This window comes from Sphingobacterium sp. NPDC055346 (genome assembly GCF_053645235.1).
The window spans coordinates 403,893-424,976 of sequence record NZ_JBSHMI010000001.1; the positions used below are offsets into that span (position 1 = coordinate 403,893).

The window sequence follows — 21,084 nt, forward strand, 5'->3', positions numbered from 1 at the left end:
TATTTTTAAGTCTTTTTTATGGGACTAATTAACCTTCTTGCTTTAACCTTTGCTCAAGATAGGAGATGACCTCTTCCCTAGCCTGAGGCTCAAACCAAACAGTATTACCATATTTCTTAAACCAGGTAATCTGCCTCTTGGCATACCTTCTGGAATTCTGCTTAATCTGCGAAACTGCATCTTCCAAACTGATGTTTCCATCCAGATAATCAAAGATTTCAGCATAGCCTACGGTCAGCAGAGCGGGTTTATTCCTGAAAGGCAATAAGGATTTCACTTCCTCCAACAATCCAGCCTCCATCATCAGGTCTACCCTTTGATTAATACGATCATAGAGCCATTCCCTATCTGTATTTAAGCCAATCGTGATAACCTGAAAAGGTCTTTCAGCCTTCTGATTGGTCATAAAATAAGAGATTGGTTTCCCAGATGCCTCAAAAACCTCAATGGCACGGATGACACGTTGTGGATTGTCAATGTCCGCTTTTTCATAATATGCAGGATCGATCTCTTTTAATCGCTCTTTCAAAGGTTCCAGGCCATCCCTTCGAAACCATTCATTCAAGCTTTCACGGATATCATCTCCTGCTTTGGGAAGGTCATCCAAGCCTTCCGTCAGTGCCCGCACAAATAGTCCAGAACCACCGACCGCGATCACCACATCCCTGCTCTTGAACAAGACCGCCAAACGAATCAAAGCTTCCCGTTCAAAATCACCGGCAGTATAGTCCTCAGCAATGGAATGGGAATTAATAAAATAATGGGATGCTTGGGCTAACTCCTCAGCATTGGGCTTTGCCGTCCCTATGCTCATTTCATGGTAAAACTGCCTGGAGTCGGCAGAAATTATGGATGTTTTAAAATGATTGGCCAATTGGATTGCCAGAGCAGTTTTTCCTACAGCGGTAGGTCCAACGACTACGATCAATGTTTTTTGCCTATTCAATTCAGTGGACATCCTTTTTACTTATTTACAGAATAAAAAAAATAGATGATAGAAGCTCTATCATCTATTTAAAATCTTATCGTCGAATAATCTTAATATTCGTCTTCATTAGACTTGTTTGATTCACCTTCAGACTCTTCGCCTTCCTCATCATCAAACATATCATAATCATCCTCCTCATCTACACCATATTCCTCTGCATCTTCTGACACAAAATCGTCATCATCTTCATCATCAGCCGTAACAGGGAAGTTTGCTGCAGTCAAGTTTCTTGGTGCTTCACCGACTTTCTTGAAAAGGGCAGGATATTCTTTTCCCTCCTCTTCTTTCAAGATCTTGATCAATTCCACATGGAAATCATACGGGCGGTCAAAGTTATAGGTGTAGTAAAATTTTTGATGCGGATCATCAATAAATTTACTCAAACGAACATCTTCCACGATCAAAACGCCAGCAGCTTTCTTTCTATCGTTCGGCAAGAAAGCAATCTCCGTACCTTTTTTCCATTGGTCATTGCTCACATAGAACGAAGAGGAACGCTCTTGGTCGTAGCCAGTACTTTTTTGAATCTGTGTGTGTAAATCTAAGAAAGTACTTTTTGAAGGCATGTCAATCTCTCTGTAAACATCTTCGTAGTCTTCAAAAGTTACTCTAAATCTATAAATCGCCATATTCGTAAAATGTATTAATTTGGACAAGCTCTATTTCAAGCTTTAAAATTACATATTTTTTTAAAAAATCAATCCGTTCAAACTTTGGTTAGGCCCAATGTTTTCCCTTTTTCTATCATCAATGATAGCGCTTCTTGCCTTGAATTTGGAATTTCACCTTCCAAAATCGCCTCACGTATAGCCTTCTTGATAATTCCGACATGTTTTCCAGGTCCGATACCAAAGGTTTTCATGATATCATCACCATCCACAGGAGGTTGCCAGTTTCTCAGGTGGTCCCGTTCTTCGACATCTTTCAGTTTCTGTTTTACGAGCTCAAAATTGTCCCTGTACTTCCTCTTTTTATATTCATTTTTGGTGGTGACATCCGCATGGCACAACAACATCAGGTCGTCGATATCATCAGCAGCCTCAAACAACAGGCGGCGAACCGCCGAATCTGTCACGATATCCTTGGCCAAGACAATCGGTCTGAGGTGAAGCATCACCAATTTCTGCACAAACTTCATCTTTTCATTCAAAGGAAGTTTCAGGTCTGCAAACAATTTGGGTACCATCTTCGCCCCACGGTCCTCGTGGCCATGGAAGGTCCATCCTACTTTTTTATCAAAGCGCTTGGTTGCAGGTTTGGCAATATCGTGCATGATCGCTGCCCAACGAAGCCAAAGATCATTGGACATTTCCGCCACATTGTCCAATACTTCCAAGGTATGGTAGAAATTGTCCTTATGCCCTTTACCATCCACATATTCCACACCGTACAATTGATACATGGCAGGAAATATCCTTTCCAGAAGGCCCGTATCAAATAAATACTTGAAACCGATAGAAGGTTTTTCAGCAAGGATAATTTTATTGAGTTCGTCAGTGATCCGTTCTTTGGAGATAATCTGGATACGGTCAGCGTTTTCACTGATGGCATTCAGGGCAGTTGAGTCGATCCTAAAGTTTAACTGGGTAGCAAAACGGATGGCACGCATCATTCTCAATGGATCATCTGAAAAGGTGATGTCCGGAGACAATGGTGTTTTTATCAATCTGTTTTGGATATCGCTCAGTCCTTGGAAGGGATCGATGAGTTCGCCATAATTCGCTTCATTCAGTGAAAAAGCCATGGCGTTGATGGTAAAGTCACGTCGATTTTGGTCATCCTCCAGGGTACCGTCCTCTACGATAGGCTTTCTGGAATCTTTTCGGTAAGATTCCTTTCTTGCACCAACAAACTCAACCTGAAGGCCTTCATAGACCAACATTGCTGTTCCAAATGATTTATAGACAGCAACTTTCGTATGTAGTTTTTCTCCTAGTTTATTCGCGAAATCAATCCCGCTTCCCAAAACAAGGATATCGATATCATCCTTGAATGGACGACCCATGATTCTATCACGGACATAGCCTCCGATAACAAAACAGGAAACTCCCTTTTGATGGGCTAATTCTCTTATTATGGAAAAAATGGGATGACTTAAATTCTCACTCATAGCAACAAAGTGCAAAAGTAATGAAATTTATAGACAACAGGTGTCAGCCTTTATAAAATCCAGCCTTTACTTAGTCACGATCTTTCGACAGTCTACGGAAAGCTAATGGATTTTCAGTCAGAACCTCTTGTTCTCTACGTCTATTTACAATATGAACTGCTTCAAAAATCGCTTCTAAGAAAGATGCATGTGAGGCCATATTTTTTCCAGCGATGTCATATCCGGTTCCATGATCTGGGGAAGTACGGACAACTGGTAGGCCTGCTGTAAAATTAATTCCATTACGCGCAGCGATATGTTTAAACGGAATCAAACCTTGGTCATGGTACATGGCTAGTACCGCATCAAATTTGGTATAGGCATCAGCCGCAAAGAAACCATCCGCTGGGAATGGACCAAAACAAAAGATATCTTCTTCATTGGCTTTCTCAATAGCTGGTTTTATGATATCACGGTCTTCTGTACCGATCAGGCCATCATCACCGGCATGTGGATTTAAGCCGAGCACCGCAATCTTTGGTTTTTGAATCCAGAAATCCTTCTTCAGGCTTTCGTTCATCATCCTCAATTTATGCAATATGCCCTCTTCTGTAATGGAAGCCGCAACTTCTTTCACAGGAATATGCCCTGTAACCACGCCAACTCGAAGGTCATCGCTCACCATAAACATCAAGACATCCTTGGCTTCAAATGCATCCTGTAGGTATTCGGTATGTCCAGGAAAGTTAAAGCCTTCTTGTTGTATATTATGTTTGTTGATCGGCGCAGTGACCAAAGCATCAATCAAACCAGCCTTCAGGTCCTCTGTAGCTTTTTGCAAAGAAATAAAGGCATACTTCCCACCAATTTCATTCTGCTCGCCCAAACTGATTTTTACATCCTCTTGCCAGCAATTGATCATATTGGGACGCTTAGCGTTTGCCTGATCCGCTGAGTTGATCACATTGAAACTGAAATCATTCACTCCAATCGCCTTTCGATGGAAGGAGGCAACTTTGGTATTGCCATAAACTATGGGCGTAAAGAAATCCAGAACACGGTTATCCATCAAGGATTTAATAATAACCTCTAAACCGATTCCGTTAATATCTCCTACTGAAATGCCTATTTTTAGTTTCTCACTCATCTTCAATGCTATTAGATATAGTCAAAAATAGCAAAAAAACATAAACATTAAGGTTCAAATGGCATTAACATGCAAATGGAACATACAATTCAAATCCTGCTCGCCTAAAAAACACTATCTTTGTAGCAAATAATTCCTATGGGTTCAGTACGCGCAAAAAAACATTTAGGTCAGCATTTCCTTAACGACAAAAATGCAGCACAACGGATCGTTGATGCTTTAACTCCTTCTCTTGGCTTCAACCAGGTCTTGGAAGTTGGACCTGGAATGGGCGTTCTCTCCGATTTCCTGCTTCAAAATGAGGCCTATGAAACCTTCTTGATCGATGTCGATGATGAATCCATTGAATATTTAGCAGACAAATACCCTGAACTTGGCAACCGTCTGATCCATGGCGATTTCCTAAACCTGGACTTCAGCCAATATTTTGGTGAAAAGATGGCCGTTATCGGAAACTTTCCCTACAATATTTCTTCCCAAATCCTTTTTAAGGTCTTGGAAGAAAGAAACCGTGTAGTTGAAATGGTAGGTATGTTTCAGAAAGAAGTAGCCGAACGATGTGTGGCCAAACCTGGTAACAAGGAATACGGAATTCTGAGTGTATTTCTGCAGGCATACTATGATGTTTCTTATCTCTTTACCGTAAAAGCAGGAGCATTCAATCCGCCACCAAAAGTTCTTTCAGGCGTGATGCGCATGGTAAGGAACAATCGCGAGACCTTGGACTGTGATGAGAAATTATTCTGGCGCGTGGTAAAGGCAGGCTTCAACCAAAGACGTAAAACCTTGAGGAATGCCCTGTCAGCTGTAGTCCCTAAAGATAGGATGAGTGACAATCCGCTCTATGAATTAAGGGCAGAACGCCTGTCCGTTCAAGATTTTGAAACCTTGACCAACGAAATTTCAAAAAGTCTCTGACATGGATGTACAAAGTGAATTTGCCATTATTGGAGCCGGAGTTGCCGGACTTACCGCTGCCATTGCTCTACAAAACCTAAACCGTGAATTCACTCTTTTTGAACAAGCCAAAGAAATCAAAGGTATTGGTGCAGGATTTGGCTTAGCAGCCAATGCCATGCAAGCCCTAGAATATATCGGAATCCGTGAGGAGGTCGAAAAGATCGGTTATTACCTAGATTCCTTTGCTATCCTTGACGAGAAAGGAAATATCCTTGTCAACCCAAACACCAATAAATTATCCGATAAATACGCGCAAAAGAATTTTGCCATCCATCGCGCCGATCTACATTTATACCTCTTATCAAAAGTAAATCAAGAACACATTGCTCTTGGCAAGAGAGCAAGTCATCTGACCCAAAAAGAGGATTATGTAGAAATACAATTTGAAGATGGAAGCTCGCACAGGAGCAAATACCTCATCATTGCTGATGGTGTCAAATCGCCCCTGCGACAACAGCTCGTCCCAACTTCAAAACCGAGATATGCTGGTTATAGCTGTTGGCGAGCGACAATAGACAACACGGAACTCAACCTGAACAGAGGGTCTGAGACTTGGGGAAATAAAGGCCGATTTGGACTAACACCACTCGTCAATAAACGAATCTATTGGTATGCCTGTATCAATGGGCCCCAACAAAACCCAACTTTCAGGGATTATGGGGTACAGGACCTGAAGCGTCAATTTGGGAATTACCATCAACCTATACAAGAAGTACTGGACAGAACCTTAGATTCCGATTTGATCTGGTCCGATATCATAGATATCAAACCGTTAAAGAACTTTGCATTTGGCAATATCCTGATCATTGGGGATGCAGCACATGCCTGTACCCCCAACATGGGCCAAGGAGCATGCCAAGCCATGGAAGATGTCGCGGTACTCCATCAGGAACTACAAAAGCAACAATCTGTAGGGCAAGCCTTCCTATCTTTTGAAAATCGAAGATTATCCCGGACCAAGTATATCACAGATACTTCAAAATTGATCGGTGATTTTGCTCAATGGGAGAATAAATTCTTAATTTCAGTCCGAAATAACCTCATGAAGATCATGCCCGACAGCATGAACCAAAAAGCTTTGATCAAGCTGTTCAAGGAAGATTTCATGAAATAATGCATAATATGAATATTTTAATAGTCGACGATATCCATGAAGTTCTGTTGCAGAAACTAAGTCGCGCTGCAATTGCCTATTCTTACCAACCTGATATGAACAGAGCGGAAGCGGAAAAAGCTATCCCTGATTTTGATGGCCTTATCATCCGTTCGAAATTCCAAGTGGACAAAGAATTTATTGACCTCAACCCCAACCTCAAGATGATCGGTAGAGCCGGAGCGGGAATGGACAATATAGATGAAGCTTACGCTAGCAGCAAGGGTATCAAATTGATCCCTGCCAATGAAGGAAACCGCGATGCAGTAGGCGAACACATGATCGGAATGCTCTTGAGCTTGATGAACAACCTGAACCGTGGAGATCGTGAGGTTCGATCTGGCGAATGGAATAGAGAAGAAAACAGAGGCTATGAGCTGAAAGGAAAGACCGTGGCACTCATCGGATATGGCCATAATGGTCAAGCCATGGCAAAGAAACTATCTGGATTTGATGTAAAAGTCATTGCTTACGATAAGTATAAAACTGGTTTTTCCGATCTATATGTTAGTGAGGTCTCCATGGAAGAAGTCGTGCGGAGAGCCGATATATTAAGTTTCCATATTCCTTTAACACGTGAGACCCGAGGTATGGTGGATGACGAATACCTATTCCATTTCAGGAAACCCATCTTCTTTTTGATGGGTGCTCGCGGGGGAATCGTTAAAATCCCCGCAGTATTGAAGAAAATGGACGAAGGCAAAATTATTGCTGCGGCATTTGATGTGCTGCCCGTTGAGAAATTCCCTGCTTTGGCCGAAGAGACTTGGTATCAGGACCTGATCCAAAGGGAAAATGTACTATTGAGCCCACATGTTGCCGGTTGGACATTCGAAAGTTATTATAAGCTATCCGAAGTATTAGCCGATAAGGTTATTGCTTACGAGTATCAATAGCCATACAAAGAACCATTGAAGCACTAAAGCTAGGTCTAGGAGATAGACATGGTGATAGTGCTTTTCTTTTGAAAAGATAATGATCCTGAACATGGCCAAGATGAGGATCGTCGTCAACAACAAACCAATTTTTACAGCCCAGGTATTTGGGGACAAGAGAATTAGGATCAAATGGAAGACCCCTATTCCATAGGATAAATTAATCGCTCTTTCTTTTCCCAATAAGATCGGCACTGTTTTCAGGTTATACAAACTATCCTGTTCATAATCCCTGATATCAAAAGGCAGTGTACAGAGCACTAAGAACACAATTTTTACTAGTCCTAAGTAATTGGCAAAGTACCAATCTATTTGCTCGCCATTGGCAAACAGCTCCACTACGGGAAGTCCCACACTACTTAAAGACCAGACTAAGGCAATATAAAAAACTTTAAGTCCGGGAATCTGCCGCATCCCTACCCATCTGTCATTTACCTTGACCAATGGAACGGCATAGGCCAAACTCATCGCACCAATAAAGCCCAAAAAAAACAAGGTCAAGATATGGACATGTAACAAAGTCCAAACCGTGATCAAACCAGACAGGCCACTCAATAGCCAGAAGAGCCACATGTTCTTCCCGATCCAACGCGTTCGCTGGAATGGTGATTTACTGGGGTCTTTTGGCAGGGACAGGTACAGGCTCAGGTTATAGAGAAGCAAGGTGGTAGCGCCTTCAATGATCAAGATATCATTGTTGACCGGAAACTGCAGGATATAATAGGTCAAGGCACATTGAGCCACCGCTGCCAAGGCAATCAGTAGATTCGTATGAACCAAAAAATAGTATATCCTTTTCAAAATGCCTGTCATGGTAACCTAACAATTGTTCTCAATATTTGTTCCTAGCCTACAAAAATTAGTATTTCAATCGAAAAAAAATTAAATTAGCTATACAGGTCCTTGTTTTTTCCGCATTCAATAACTAATTGACCGAATTAAATAATTTCCTGACGTAAAGATAATGTAGACCTATAATTTTTTAAAAAAAGATGAATTTTCAGCTTAAATCTTTTGAGGAGTATCAAGAAGCTTACAAAAGAAGTGTAGAAGAACCCGAAGCGTTTTGGAGTGATGTGGCAGACCATTTCTTTTGGAAAAGAAAATGGAACAATGTGTTGAACTGGAACTTTAAAGATCCAGACATCAAGTGGTTTGAAGGCGCGAAACTTAATATTACAGAGAACTGTTTAGATCGTCATATCTATAAATTAGGAGATCAACCTGCCATTATCTGGGAACCTAACGATCCCAATGAGGCACACCGTATCCTGACCTATAAACAATTATTGCAAAAAGTTGAGCAGTTTGCGAATGTCCTAAAGAACAATAATATCCGCAAAGGCGACAGGGTATGTATCTATTTACCGATGGTACCTGAATTGGTCATTGCTGTCTTGGCATGTGCTCGTATCGGCGCGATCCACAATGTGGTATTCGGCGGTTTCTCCGCACGCTCTATCGCAGATCGTATCAACGATGCAGACTGTAAATTGGTCATTACCTCTGACGGTGGTTTCCGTGGCCAAAAAATATTGGAACTGAAATCTATTGTGGATGATGCCTTGATGCAATGTGATTCTGTAGAAAAAGTAATCGTTTTGACCCGTACCCGTACTCCAGTCTCCATGATCAAGGGTCGTGATGTATGGTGGGAAGATGAGATCAAGAAAGTGGAAACCCAAGGTAATCCTGCATGTCCTGCTGAAGAGATGGACGCTGAAGATACTTTGTTTATCCTGTACACTTCCGGATCAACCGGTAAACCGAAAGGCGTGGTTCATACCACAGCTGGATACATGGTTTACACAGGATACACCTTTGCAAACACCTTCCAATATCAACCGGGCGAAGTTTACTTCTGTACAGCTGATATCGGTTGGATTACCGGACACAGCTATATCGTCTATGGACCTCTTTCTCAAGGTGCTACCTCATTGATGTTTGAAGGAATCCCGACCTACCCGAATGCAAGTAGATTCTGGGATATCGTCGATAAATATAAAGTGAACATCTTATATACCGCTCCTACAGCTATCCGTTCCTTGATGGCCTTTGGCGATGAGTTCCTAGAAGGAAAAGATCTTTCTTCACTACGTGTTTTAGGAACTGTTGGTGAGCCGATCAATGAAGAAGCATGGAACTGGTACCACGATAAAGTCGGACATGGCAAATGTCCAATCGTAGATACCTGGTGGCAAACTGAAAACGGAGGACACCTCATTACCCCGATTGCAGGCATAACGAAAGAGATCCCTGGCTATGCGATGTTGCCACTACCGGGAGTTCAACCATGCTTAATGGATGAAAACGGTGAAGAAATCCAAGGCAACGATGTGACGGGCAACCTATGTATCAAGTTCCCTTGGCCAGGCATGTTGCGTACGACTTGGGGCGATCATGAGCGTTGTAGACAAACCTATTTCTCTACTTACCAAGATATGTACTTCACTGGCGATGGTTGTTACCGCAGTCCTGAAGGCTACTACCGTATTACCGGTCGTGTGGATGATGTATTGAACGTCTCCGGACACCGTATCGGCACCGCTGAGGTTGAAAATGCAATCAATATGCACTCGGATGTTGTGGAGTCAGCAATCGTAGGTTACCCTCACCCTGTTAAAGGGCAAGGTATCTATGCATACGTCATTGCCAACCACCATATCGACGCAGAAAAAACAAGACAAGATATCCTGCAAACGGTGACCCGTATTATTGGAGCCATTGCAAAACCCGATATTATCCAATTCGTTACGGACCTTCCTAAAACTAGGTCTGGAAAAATCATGCGTAGGATCCTACGTAAGATTGCCGAAGGCGAATTAAATAATCTAGGCGATACTTCAACCCTCCAAGATCCAAACGTAGTGGAAGCTATCATTGAAGGTTCTAAGGAAATGAAGAAATAATCGCACAGGATTAAAATAAGTATTCCATAAAAAAAATGGAGCCTACAGAATAAGTAGGCTCCATTTTTTTATGTCCTGTTTTGCCGATTTGATCTAGAAAAATGTTCTGGCTAGTTTTTTAGAAAAATCCTAGCTTATATTTTGACCTCATTCGAGACACATTCCGAATTTTCCGAATGTGTCTCGAATGAGGTCAAAGCAAAACCCGAAGCCTTTTGGTCAGGAAAATCGAATCAATCCTCCAGTGAAAATTGAAATTCCTGGTTTTTTTCAGTTTTGTAAGCTAGGTTCTGGGTTGCCGGGGAGATGGCAAAAAGCGGTGAAAAGGTTTTCACCTTTACAGTCTTTCCATCCGGAAGGAATTCCAGGTACCTCAACCAGCCATCACCACCATTCCCGAACCAGCCTCCGCCCATGGCTTGGGCATTGAAGGTCATCTGGCTGACGGTTTTTCCGGCAGCGTTCTTATCCTGTCTGAAACCAATGTGTCCATCAAAATTATCCGGATCGCCAATATGTCCAGAGAATACCATTCGGATATTTTTGGAAGGTTTTACCAGTTTTTCAAACACCGCGGCACCATAGTTTGCATCCTCAATCTTGTAGCCTTCTTTTTGAATATGGTTGCTTTTGCTGTCCAAATAGGTATGGGTCAACAAGATCACATCATGGTTTTCATATTTCTGTTGGTCCAAAGTTTTCTTTGCCCAAGCAAGCACTTCATTTCGAGGAGCAAATTCAAGGACCATTACCAATAATTTCTTTGGATGAGGTGTTTCAAACTCATAGACTGCATTGACAGCCGATGAGTTGCCGTTCAAGCTTGGACCTACCTCACGCAATGCTCTTGCATTGAATCCATTTTGTTCCGCTGAGAAATACCTGTCATATTGGGTAGCTCTATATTCAGCGCTCACATGGCCATAATCATGGTTACCGGTTGCCAAAACATAAGGGACACGGTTGTCCAGTTTACGGAAAGCTTCGCTGGTATTGGTCCATTGCTGTTTGCTGTTTTGGTTTGCGGCCTTGCTGTCTGGGTTCAATAGATCATTCTGCTCAACCAAATCACCCGTACATAGCACAAATTGGGTATTTAATGAGTCTGCATTTTCACGGACCCAAGAGGTCATCAGATTTAATATCCCCACATTGCGGTCATATTTGACATAGGTTTGCGGGTCAGGAATTAAAACCAAAGACCAGGATTTGCTGTTAGTAAGTTTAGGTTTGACATAGCTTTGTTGGGCAATCAACTGCTGCGAGAACAATAGCAACGCCAACAAAGTGGAGAGCACTGAAAAAGATTTAAAATTCATAATGATTAAAAGTTGATTATCTAAATTTAATAAGAAAAGGGGATTTTTATTGAAAGTATATGTTTTTATTGGGGGACAAAAATATTCATGATGGATTTTGAGGAATCGGCTTATTGCAATTATTTTTGAATTTCATCATGTTTTCTCTTAATTAAGGCGAGAAAAATGCCTGTTTTTTATTATTTTTAGCCGAATCCCATTAATTCTTTAAGAGAGCGCGCATGTTATTTACGATACTTCTAGGTTTGATTTCTTCGATTTTGCTCATTCCATTTGGCAAAAAGCTTAAATCATCCTGGAGCATCATCATTCCGCTCATTCCCACAGCTCTATTTATTTATTACATGGGATATATCCCAAAAATTGCTGCTGGATCTACCTTTTTCCAAGAAATCAGCTGGGTTCCATCCTTAGGGGTCGACTTCAACCTCAAGTTGGATGGTTTATCTCTGTTGTTTTGCCTGTTGATCACGGGAATTGGCTGTGGAATTTTCTTTTATGCCCGAACATATCTCAAAGGACACCCTTATTTTGACCGATTTTTTGGATATCTCTATCTTTTTATGTCGGCCATGCTGGGTTTGGTCCTTTCGGACAATATCTTTTTGCTGTTTATCTTTTGGGAATTGACCAGTATCAGTTCTTTTTTCCTGATTGGGTTCAACAATGACCAAGAGGCATCCCGAAAAAGTGCGATGACCGCGCTGACCATTACCGGTATGGGCGGTTTCTTTTTACTTGCCGGCCTTGTCTTGATAGGCAATGTAGCTGGAACCTATAGGATTTCTGAATTAATAGAATATCGGGACGTTATCTTGAACCATCCCCAATATCCATTGATCCTATTCCTGATCTTTATTGGAGCATTTACCAAGTCGGCCCAATTCCCATTCCATTTCTGGCTGCCGGGAGCCATGAAGGCCCCTACTCCGGTGTCGGCCTATCTGCATTCTGCGACCATGGTGAAAGCGGGGATCTATCTTTTAGCTAGGTTTTTCCCGGTGCTGAGCGGAACGGATTTATGGAGCTATACCTTGATAGGCGTGGGCGGATTTACCATGTTATATTCCGCAGTTCACTCCCTGTTCAGGATTGACCTGAAATCTATCTTGGCCTATACGACCATTTCAGCCCTTGGTATGCTGGTCTTTTTGTTGGGAGTCGGCACGAAGGAAGCTGTTATTGCAGCCAGTGTATTTATCTTGGTGCATGCACTCTATAAGGCCACCCTATTTCTGGTCACAGGAATCATCGATCATGAAACTGGGACACGGGATATCACGAAACTTTCTGGTTTGCGAAAAGTGTTGGGCCCAGTTGCCCTAGCCGCTGGTTTAGCCGCATTGAGCAGTGCGGGCCTTCCGTCTACATTCGGCTTTATCGGTAAGGACCTCATTTATGAAGCGACCCTACATGCAAAGGAAAATTGGATATTGATATTGACGATATTGGCTGTCGCAACCAATGTCTGCTTGGTAGCAGCTGGATTTATGGCTGGGATCAAGCCATTCTTTGGCGAGCTTCCATCAGCCTATTCGAAACTGCACCTTCCCTATAAATCCATGTGGATTCCACCATTGATCCTTGCCACTTTAGGCCTAATCTTTGGGTTGATCCCCGGACTGACCGGAAACTTACTGAGTTACCAAACTGCCAATTCCATCTTTGCTGCTGATACCGAAATGCATTTGGCAATCTGGCATGGCTTCAACACCGTGCTGATCTTAAGTTTGGCAACACTTGGGGCAGGAACTTTTGTTTATTTCATCAATAAACCTAGCGAAGCGAAAGTAAAACGGGTGGAAAACCTAGATAGGATTTCTCCTCAGCGGATCATAACCGGTTATGCCAATGATATCGTACGCTTTGCCGATTGGTTCAGTAACTTTTTCCATAATGGCTATCTACGGTCATACCACATGAAGATCATCCTTTTTGCTGAAGCTTTATTGATATATAAACTTTGGCAAAGTGGCCCAATCCAGATTGATTTCGACAACCTGACCCCATTGACCATCTACGAGGTGGCCGTGGTGATCATCCTTTTGGGTGCTTTGGTGATCGTTATCTCTACACCTTCCCGATTGACCTCGGTGGTGGCGATGAGTGTCATCGGCTATTGTATCTGTTTGATGTATGTGTTCTACAGTGCACCAGATTTGGCCATGACCCAATTTACCATTGACACCTTGAGTACCGTACTTTTCGTATTGGTCCTATATAAATTACCGAGTTTCCTGAACCTTGCTTCAAAGCGAGAAAGATACCGGGATAGCATCGTTGCACTGGCCTTTGGCGCTATACTTTCCATCATTGCCTTGAAAGTGCTGTATGAGCCAATACAAACGCAAACGAGCGATTTTTACGGAGAGAACGCCTATATTTTGGCAAAAGGAAAGAATGTGGTGAACTTGATCTTGGCAGATTTCCGTGGGATCGATACCATGTTTGAAACGGTGGTCTTGGGAATTGCCGCATTAGGCGTGTACAGTTTGTTGAAATTGAGATTAAAATCTTCAGAAAAGGAATAAGATCATGCGCAGTATAATATTACAGACAGCTACAAGATACCTGTTACCCATTTTACTTCTATTCTCTTTCTTTCTGTTGTTGAGAGGGCATTATTATCCTGGAGGAGGATTTGTGGGTGGTCTTGTGGCCTCCATAGCCTTCGTATTGCACAGTTTTGCCAATGGTACGGAAGCGACCATGAAGATATTGGGGAGAAAACCCTTGTCCCTGATTCCCATTGGATTGGGTATCTCTGCAGTTGCCGTGGTGATGCCTACCTTTTTTGGGCTGCCCCCCATGACTGGATTGTGGTGGGAAGAAAAAATTCCGGTTATCGGGATGATCGGATCGGCTTTATTTTTTGACCTCGGGGTTTACCTGGTCGTGATAGGAGTTGTATTAACTATTTTATTCACTATTTCACTTACTAAGGATTAATAGATGGAATTACTGTTAGTACTCGTTTTAGGTTTTTTATATGCTGCCGGGGTCTATCTGATCCTTCGGAGGAGCATGGTCAAGCTATTACTGGGAATTATGCTCTTAGGGAATGGAACGAACATCCTGATCTTCCTATTAGGTTCGATCACCAAGGGTAAACCGCCTGTGATCGATTCACAGCACAATGTTTTCCAGGATATTTATGCAGACCCTATTCCGCAGGCCTTGATTTTGACGGCAATTGTAATCAGTTTCGCCCTGACCGCCTTTGCCATTGTATTGTTAAAACGTGTTTATGCTTTAGTGGACACAGATGATTTAGATGATTTAAACACGCCGGAAGAAGAAGATATATGATCGACAACCATATTTTAGCCCCTGTATTCATACATCTTTTTACGGCAATCATACAATTGATTGCTTGGCGAAAGACTATTTCACAGCGCTTCTTAAGCGTTGGTGGAGCATTTATAGGTTTGCTGATTGCCATTCGTTTATTTGCAAAGGTGTACACGGAAGGTTCCTTGCACATGAATGCCTCCAATTGGGAGCCTCCCTTTGGGATTGTATTCGTTGCAGATATGCTGAGTACGACCATGGTCTTATTGACTTCCATTGCTGGCTTTGCCGTATCCATCTTTTCATCGGTTGGATTGAGCAGGCAACGGATGCTATATGGCTATTTCCCTATCTTCCATTTCCTGTTGATGGGCCTGAACGGAGCCTTTTTGACCGGAGACATCTTTAACCTGTATGTATGGTTTGAGGTGGTAATCATTTCTTCCTTTGTATTGATGACCCTTGGGGGAAGAAAAGCGCAATTGGAAGGTGCCGTGAAGTACATGGCCATGAATATTTTGGCCTCAACATTTTTCCTGACCGGAATCGGTATCCTTTATGGAATCACCGGTTCTTTGAACATGGCTGATCTTTCCCTAAAAATCAGGGATTTTGATAATAAGGCATTGGTAGGCATTACGTCGATCTTTTTTATTTTAGGATTTGGAATCAAGTCGGCGGTATTCCCGTTGTACTACTGGTTACCTTCATCCTATCATACTCCACCCTCTGCCGTCGCGGCGACATTTGGTGGCTTATTGACTAAATTAGGGATTTACGCCATCTTAAGGGTTTTCAGCCTGATCTTTATACCCGATGAGTTCACCAGAAACCTCTTTATGGTCCTGGCTGTTTTGACGGTATTGACGGGAGCCTTTGGGGCATTGATCAAGACCAATATCAGAAGGATGTTCTCCTATCTGATCGTCTGCCATATCGGGTTTATGCTGGGAGGTATTGCCATGTTTACCAAACTCGCTTTAATGGGAACTGTATTTTACCTGATCCATGACATCATGGTCAAGACCAATATGTTCCTGATCGCAGGGTATATACGATTGGTAAGAGGCAGCATGGACATGAAAAAACTTGGCGGATTATATAAAGATTATCCGTTAATTTCCCTGATTATCGCCTTGGTCCTGTTTTCATTGGTGGGTATTCCACCACTTTCAGGATTTTGGCCAAAGATTTATCTCTTCCAGGAAGCTTTCGTGGATAAGCAGTACTTCTTCATTGCAGCATTGATCATCGGCAGTTTGGTAACCATGTATGTGATTGCCAAGATGTGGGCCGATGTTTTCTGGAAAGATGTTCCAGTTGGAGTGGTTGTTGAGGATAAATTCCATGATCAGCCATTGTTCAAGAAAATACTGTTGGTGGGACCGATCCTGATCCTGTGCTCCGTAACCCTGTACATTGGATTCAATGCGGAGAACATCATTACGGTGGTCGATAGAATTACAAATGAATTGTTGGACACAAGCCCTTACATCCGTACCGTTTTGGGCGATAAAGCTTTTGAACAATGATCAAGTTTTTTTTAATGAACCTGCTCCTATCCTTTATCTGGGTAGCTCTGACAGGCTCGCTGTACTATTCTAACTTTATCTTCGGCTATTTGCTGGGGTTCGGCGTGCTATGGATCATGAACAGGAATGAAACTGATCAGCGTTATTTCTATCGTGTGCCTAAGATCATCAGTTTCTTCTTTTTCTTTCTATTTGAGTTGATCAAAGCGAATATTCAGGTGGCTTATGATGTGATCACGCCGAAATACTTCTTCAAACCGGGTATCGTTCGTTATCCAGTCAATACCACGACAGATTTTGAGATCAATATATTGGCGACTTTCATTTCCCTGACTCCGGGCACACTGATTATTGACATCAGTGATGATAAGAAAGCCATTTACATCCATGTGATGTACCTCAAGGACGAAGAACAATTTATAAGGACATTAAAAACAGGGGTTGAACGGAAATTATTGGAGATATTACGATGAGTTTAGAAACCTACTTTGATTTTGTCATATTACCAATCTTGACCATATCGGTTTTATTGGTGTTTATCCGTTTGTTCAAGGGACCATCCGTTGTGGATCGGGTGATGGCCTTGGACCTCATCATTACCATTGGTATTGGGATCATTACGGTCTACAGTATCCGTCAAGAGCAGGAAGTGCTGTTGGATGTGGCCATTATCTTGGCACTGATTGCCTTCCTCGGTACCATTGCATTCTCTTACTATATAGAAAAACAACAAGATGATTGAAATTATTCTAGCTATACTGAGCACTGTTGGTGCACTTTCTATCCTCTTTGCCTCCATAGGGGTACTGAGAATGCCGGATTTCTATCTGCGGTTATCCGTAACGGTAAAGGCTTCTACCCTAGGGGTCGGCTTGTTGCTGATCTGTGCAGCCATCATGTTCCCTGAGGATGTTTCCGTGACGACAAAATCCATTGCCATCATCTTCTTTTTACTGCTTACGGCACCAATTGCAGCCCATATGATCGGAAAAGCGGCTTATTTCATTGGTATTCCCCTATGGAAAGGTACAGTCATCGATGAACTGAAAGGGATGTACAATAAAGAAACCCACTGCCTGGAAAGCGACCCTAAAAAAGCGGACCAGAATGCACCAGACAATATCGCGGATACCGACGATGCAACAGATTAACTAAAACAGGATACTAACGGGCTTGGATGCTTTGATCCTTTTTCCTGAATCGGTTAATTTTCCCGATTTTTTATCCCTATTGAAAACGACAATTTCGTCAGTCAGCTGATTGCCAACCAAGATGAATCGCTCATCTGGACTGAAATTGAAATTTCGAGGTCCTTTCCCCTGTACTGAAATCACTTCTTTTCTTCTTAGTTTCCCATTCTTGCCAACCGCAAATGTCGTTATGGTATTGGCATCAATTCTATCGGTAGAATACAGGAATTTCCCATCTGAGGACACTTTGATATCTGCGGCGCCACTTTTTCCCTCAAACTCTGGAGAACGCATGGAGATAATCTGGTAAGAATCCCAAACGCCATCTTTCTTCTTGAAAACCTCGATATCACCGGTCATTTCCATCAGGGAATACAGGACATTGCCATTGGGATGAAAGGCAATATGCCTAGGACCTCCGCCAAGGTTGACATTGAGTTGCCCCTTTTCAACAAATTGGAATTTGCCGTTGTCGGTTTTCTGAACATCGAGGATATAAATCTTATCAGCACCTAAATCGGAAACATACAATAGATTATCGGGACCAAAAAAAGCGGAATGGATATGGGAAGCCTCTTGACGGGCTTTATCTACACTTTTTCCATGATATAGTTTGGTATCGTCCTTGGATAGGACCTCCCCTTTTGGAGAAAGCTGAAACAAATCCAAGGCACCCCCCAGATAATTGGAAACTACTGCATATTCAGCATCTTTACCGATGACCACATGGCACGGTGCTGAACCTCCAGTTGCTAATTTGTTCTGAAATTTCAGGCCCTCTTTGCCCAGTGAAAAGGAAGAAAGAGATTGACTACCGTCGGTCATTTCATTTGCGGCAAGCAGGAAATAGCCTCTTCTGTCCAAGAATGAAGGGTTAGGGGTACTTGTCTCGCGGACCAAGGTTGCATCTCCAGTTTTAGTATCAAAGCTGAACTCGTAAATTCCCTTGCTTCCATTTGGGGAAGTATAGGTACCGATATAAAGTGGGATTTGGGTATTCTGAGCCCGAGTTAATGTGACATTCATGAAAAGGAATAGGAAAATTAGCAGTCGTGTGTTCATCTGTTAAATATGGTTAAATCGCCTTAAGTTTAAAGCCGTTTAAGTATTTTAGCCCGAATATCTTAGCTTAGGCTAGGTGTTATTACAATTATTACTATATAAAAGTAGAAAAAAGGCATAATATTTAATAATTTTGCGATTGAACTTTAGATTTAGTGTGACAACAGACAGCATGAAAAACTTTTCAAGTTTCCTTATATTACTTTTATTAGCTTGTACATTTCAGGCTAATGCCCAAGAAAAACTGATTGACCGCGTGGTGGCGACTGTGGGTTCCGGAATTATTTTGCAATCAGATGTTGACATGCAATATTCGCAGTACCTAGCCAATGGCGGAACGCCAAGTGAAGACTTCAAGTGTACCGCTCTTCAACAATTGATCATGACCAAATTGCTTTCACAACAGGCCGTATTGGACTCTGTGGAAGTTTCTGAATCTGAAGTTGACGACCAATTGAATGCACGTATGCGTGAAATGACACGTAGAGCAGGTGGTAAAGAAAGATTAGAAGCCTTTTTAAAGCGTTCGTTGTTGCAGTACAAAGAAGAGATGAGACCTGTCCTTTCGGAGCAGATCAAAGCTGAAAAGTTCCAGAACACCATCATTAGCAAGGTTACAGTTACTCCTCAGGAGGTAAAGAAATATTTTGAAGGGTTGAACCAAGATAGCTTACCGGCTTTCAACACGGAAGTGGAGATCGGTGAAGTGGTGATCTATCCGGAGTTGACCAAAGAAGAGAAAAACGTATTTAGAGAGAAAGCTGAAGGATATCGTAAGCAAATCATGGACGGGACTGACTTCGGAACGGTTGCCCGTTTCTATTCGGAAGATCCAGGATCGGCAGTGCAAGGGGGTGAATTGGGTTTCGCACCACGTGAAAACTACGTGAAAGAGTTTTCGGCTATGGCCTTTAGATTGAAAGAGGGCGAGATTTCTCCCGTATTTGAAACGGAATATGGATTCCACTTCTTACAGGTATTGGAGCGCCGTGGTGAAGAGGTAAATGCTAGGCACATCCTTGTGACTACCAAACCAACTACTGCTAGTATGGACAGGATCAAAGATAAAATTGATTCGATCTATGATAACGTACATTCTGGTAAATTACCATTCAGTACCGCAGCAACAAGATATTCAGATAATAAAGAGACCAAATTCAATGGCGGTATGGTGGTTAACCAACAATCAGCATCCCGTTCTACCTTGATCCCAGTGGATATGTTGGAAAAAGAAGTGTTCATGGCAATCGACACCTTGAAAGAAGGCCAATTGTCTAGACCATACCCATTCCAAGATCCTAGAACAGGTAAGTCTGGCTATAAGTTCACTTACTTGAAAACAAGGATTCCGCCACACAAAGCAAGCTTAGAGCAAGATTTTGCAAAGATCCAAGAAGCTGCTCAGGAGGATAAAACCCGCAGAAGCTTAAGTGAATGGTTTGAGAAGAAAACAAAGAACACCTTTGTTCACATCAACAATGAATTTGCAACTTGTGATGAACTGCAGATGTGGATTACGCCAGCGAGTGAGAACCTGGCCTCATCGAAAGAAGATTAAGAAAAATTAAATGATAAAAGAAAACCCCGATCGATTGATCGGGGTTTTTCTTTTATATTATTTTGTCCTGTTATCTTTCGAACATCATTTCTAAGATCACTTTCCATTGGAACTCGCCAGTTAGTTGCCAGATACGGATATAACTGAATTTTACCACCTTGTCCTTAAGGCCTACGGTAGCTGTTCCGGAAGTATAGGCATATTCACCGCTATAGGCACGGCCTACCTCGGTAGGATCAGTATCGATCTCGATTCTTTCTTTCTTCAGGAAGGCCAATACATTGTCCCTACCTTCGATTTCGTTCTGCCAAGGGAAGTAGAACCGGGCATCATCTGCCAAAAACTCTTTATAGCCTGTTTTAGTATCCGCTTTTAGAATTGTAGAGAAGAGTTCATCTGTTTGCAGAACGACTTCCTCACGCTGCTCTAAGCGCTTTACAGAGCGATGTTTTAGGTATGCTTTATCATCGGGTTCGTAATATTCCAAAGGACTGGCTTTCTTCTTGCCGTAGTTTTCTACTTCGGCGCGAAGGTGCGCTCTCCAGTTTCCCTTTCTGTCACGATGCCAAACCGTAAGGTACTGTCCAAAACGTTTGATAGAACCCATCTTCTGGAATTCGGTAGGTCCTGAGGTTACTCCCCAGTCCAGACTCCTTGATACAAGAACAAAGTTGGGGTTCCAGGAAAGACGATCTGGAAGATTGGGCCTATTATCTAAATAGTTGGCTGCATTGACTGGTGAAGGCACAAGGAAAGTAGATTCCTTGTCAATGATATATTTAAGTCCAGCATAGGGACTTTCTGTTTTTGAAAGATTCGCTGCTGTTCTATCAACCGAAAGAAGCCCCCCTACCTTCTCAGGTAGTTGGGCAAAACTCGAAAAAGAAATTAGCGTTGCGGCTAATAGAGTTAAGCCTTTTTTATTAATCATTACTGTAAATTTTACCTTAC

General features: G+C 42.3%; 20 protein-coding genes. 12 read left to right on the top strand and 8 right to left on the bottom strand.

Translation table 11 applies throughout. The annotated features are described in order from the left end of the window. Nucleotides 1-28: 28 nt before the first annotated feature. The 4 genes from miaA to pdxA form a co-directional block, all read right to left on the bottom strand. A complete protein-coding gene (miaA, locus tag ACWICE_RS01680) occupies nt 29-958 on the bottom strand; it encodes a tRNA (adenosine(37)-N6)-dimethylallyltransferase MiaA (RefSeq protein WP_454297505.1) in 930 nt (309 codons plus the stop codon). A gap of 80 nt (nt 959-1,038) precedes the next feature. After that, nucleotides 1,039-1,617: a plasmid pRiA4b ORF-3 family protein gene (locus ACWICE_RS01685; RefSeq protein ID WP_254526506.1), complete on the bottom strand. Its 579-nt coding sequence runs from the start codon at nt 1,615-1,617 to the stop codon at nt 1,039-1,041. 77 nt (nt 1,618-1,694) lie between these two features. Next, complete coding sequence (locus ACWICE_RS01690) at nt 1,695-3,098, bottom strand: CCA tRNA nucleotidyltransferase (RefSeq protein ID WP_454297506.1); 1,404 nt, start codon at nt 3,096-3,098, stop codon at nt 1,695-1,697. A gap of 70 nt (nt 3,099-3,168) precedes the next feature. Continuing rightward, nucleotides 3,169-4,224, bottom strand: coding sequence for a 4-hydroxythreonine-4-phosphate dehydrogenase PdxA (gene pdxA / locus ACWICE_RS01695; RefSeq protein ID WP_185211260.1), 1,056 nt, complete (start codon nt 4,222-4,224; stop codon nt 3,169-3,171). Between the two features lie 138 nt (nt 4,225-4,362). Here pdxA and rsmA point away from each other — a divergent pair, with 138 nt between their 5' ends. Genes rsmA through ACWICE_RS01710 form a run of 3 tightly spaced genes read left to right on the top strand, consistent with a single transcriptional unit; the run spans nt 4,363 to nt 7,233 of the window. Next, a complete protein-coding gene (gene rsmA / locus ACWICE_RS01700; RefSeq protein WP_185215922.1) occupies nt 4,363-5,142 on the top strand; it encodes a 16S rRNA (adenine(1518)-N(6)/adenine(1519)-N(6))-dimethyltransferase RsmA in 780 nt (259 codons plus the stop codon). A gap of 1 nt (nt 5,143) precedes the next feature. Beyond that, nucleotides 5,144-6,298, top strand: a complete 1,155-nt coding sequence (locus tag ACWICE_RS01705) for an FAD-dependent monooxygenase (protein WP_454297507.1) — start codon at nt 5,144-5,146, stop codon at nt 6,296-6,298. After that, nucleotides 6,298-7,233, top strand: coding sequence for an NAD(P)-dependent oxidoreductase (locus ACWICE_RS01710; protein WP_454297508.1), 936 nt, complete (start codon nt 6,298-6,300; stop codon nt 7,231-7,233). The genes ACWICE_RS01705 and ACWICE_RS01710 overlap by 1 nt, the downstream gene beginning before the upstream one ends. Here ACWICE_RS01710 and ACWICE_RS01715 read toward each other — a convergent pair. Beyond that, the gene (locus ACWICE_RS01715) at nt 7,198-8,085 is read right to left on the bottom strand and encodes a hypothetical protein (RefSeq protein ID WP_454297509.1); all 888 of its coding nucleotides are present in this window, start codon (nt 8,083-8,085) and stop codon (nt 7,198-7,200) included. The genes ACWICE_RS01710 and ACWICE_RS01715 overlap by 36 nt on opposite strands. Before the next feature lie 179 nt (nt 8,086-8,264). On the opposite strand from ACWICE_RS01715, the gene acs reads away from it, so the two are divergent. Beyond that, a complete protein-coding gene (gene acs, locus ACWICE_RS01720; protein ID WP_185215919.1) occupies nt 8,265-10,181 on the top strand; it encodes an acetate--CoA ligase in 1,917 nt (638 codons plus the stop codon). A 233-nt stretch (nt 10,182-10,414) separates the two neighbouring features. Here acs and ACWICE_RS01725 read toward each other — a convergent pair whose 3' ends face one another. After that, nucleotides 10,415-11,500: a metallophosphoesterase gene (locus ACWICE_RS01725; protein ID WP_454290700.1), complete on the bottom strand. Its 1,086-nt coding sequence runs from the start codon at nt 11,498-11,500 to the stop codon at nt 10,415-10,417. A 221-nt stretch (nt 11,501-11,721) separates the two neighbouring features. Between ACWICE_RS01725 and ACWICE_RS01730 the strand changes: the two genes are divergently transcribed. From ACWICE_RS01730 to mnhG, 7 genes are read left to right on the top strand one after another with little or no spacing between them, the layout of a single operon-like run. Further along, nucleotides 11,722-14,031: a putative monovalent cation/H+ antiporter subunit A gene (locus tag ACWICE_RS01730; RefSeq protein ID WP_454297510.1), complete on the top strand. Its 2,310-nt coding sequence runs from the start codon at nt 11,722-11,724 to the stop codon at nt 14,029-14,031. Nucleotides 14,032-14,035: 4 nt separating this feature from the next. Continuing rightward, nucleotides 14,036-14,449, top strand: a complete 414-nt coding sequence (locus ACWICE_RS01735; RefSeq protein WP_093100507.1) for a Na+/H+ antiporter subunit B — start codon at nt 14,036-14,038, stop codon at nt 14,447-14,449. A gap of 3 nt (nt 14,450-14,452) precedes the next feature. Further along, nucleotides 14,453-14,809, top strand: a complete 357-nt coding sequence (locus ACWICE_RS01740) for a Na+/H+ antiporter subunit C (protein ID WP_185211268.1) — start codon at nt 14,453-14,455, stop codon at nt 14,807-14,809. After that, nucleotides 14,806-16,323, top strand: a complete 1,518-nt coding sequence (locus ACWICE_RS01745) for a proton-conducting transporter transmembrane domain-containing protein (RefSeq protein ID WP_454297511.1) — start codon at nt 14,806-14,808, stop codon at nt 16,321-16,323. Before ACWICE_RS01740 ends, ACWICE_RS01745 begins: the two co-directional genes overlap by 4 nt. Then, nucleotides 16,320-16,796 (top strand): Na+/H+ antiporter subunit E, encoded by a 477-nt coding sequence (locus ACWICE_RS01750; RefSeq protein ID WP_094255556.1) that lies wholly within the window; start codon nt 16,320-16,322, stop codon nt 16,794-16,796. The genes ACWICE_RS01745 and ACWICE_RS01750 overlap by 4 nt, the downstream gene beginning before the upstream one ends. Continuing rightward, nucleotides 16,793-17,065 (top strand): monovalent cation/H+ antiporter complex subunit F, encoded by a 273-nt coding sequence (locus tag ACWICE_RS01755; RefSeq protein WP_093100515.1) that lies wholly within the window; start codon nt 16,793-16,795, stop codon nt 17,063-17,065. The genes ACWICE_RS01750 and ACWICE_RS01755 overlap by 4 nt, the downstream gene beginning before the upstream one ends. Beyond that, nucleotides 17,058-17,474, top strand: a complete 417-nt coding sequence (gene mnhG, locus ACWICE_RS01760; RefSeq protein ID WP_185211270.1) for a monovalent cation/H(+) antiporter subunit G — start codon at nt 17,058-17,060, stop codon at nt 17,472-17,474. The genes ACWICE_RS01755 and mnhG overlap by 8 nt, the downstream gene beginning before the upstream one ends. Here the strand turns inward: mnhG and ACWICE_RS01765 are convergent, their stop codons facing one another. Then, a complete protein-coding gene (locus ACWICE_RS01765) occupies nt 17,475-18,539 on the bottom strand; it encodes a lactonase family protein (RefSeq protein ID WP_454297512.1) in 1,065 nt (354 codons plus the stop codon). 208 nt (nt 18,540-18,747) lie between these two features. Between ACWICE_RS01765 and ACWICE_RS01770 the strand changes: the two genes are divergently transcribed. Next, nucleotides 18,748-20,133 (top strand): peptidylprolyl isomerase, encoded by a 1,386-nt coding sequence (locus ACWICE_RS01770; protein WP_454297513.1) that lies wholly within the window; start codon nt 18,748-18,750, stop codon nt 20,131-20,133. A gap of 70 nt (nt 20,134-20,203) precedes the next feature. Here ACWICE_RS01770 and ACWICE_RS01775 read toward each other — a convergent pair whose 3' ends face one another. Beyond that, nucleotides 20,204-21,064 (bottom strand): YybH family protein, encoded by an 861-nt coding sequence (locus tag ACWICE_RS01775; RefSeq protein WP_185211273.1) that lies wholly within the window; start codon nt 21,062-21,064, stop codon nt 20,204-20,206. Nucleotides 21,065-21,084 lie beyond the last annotated feature (20 nt).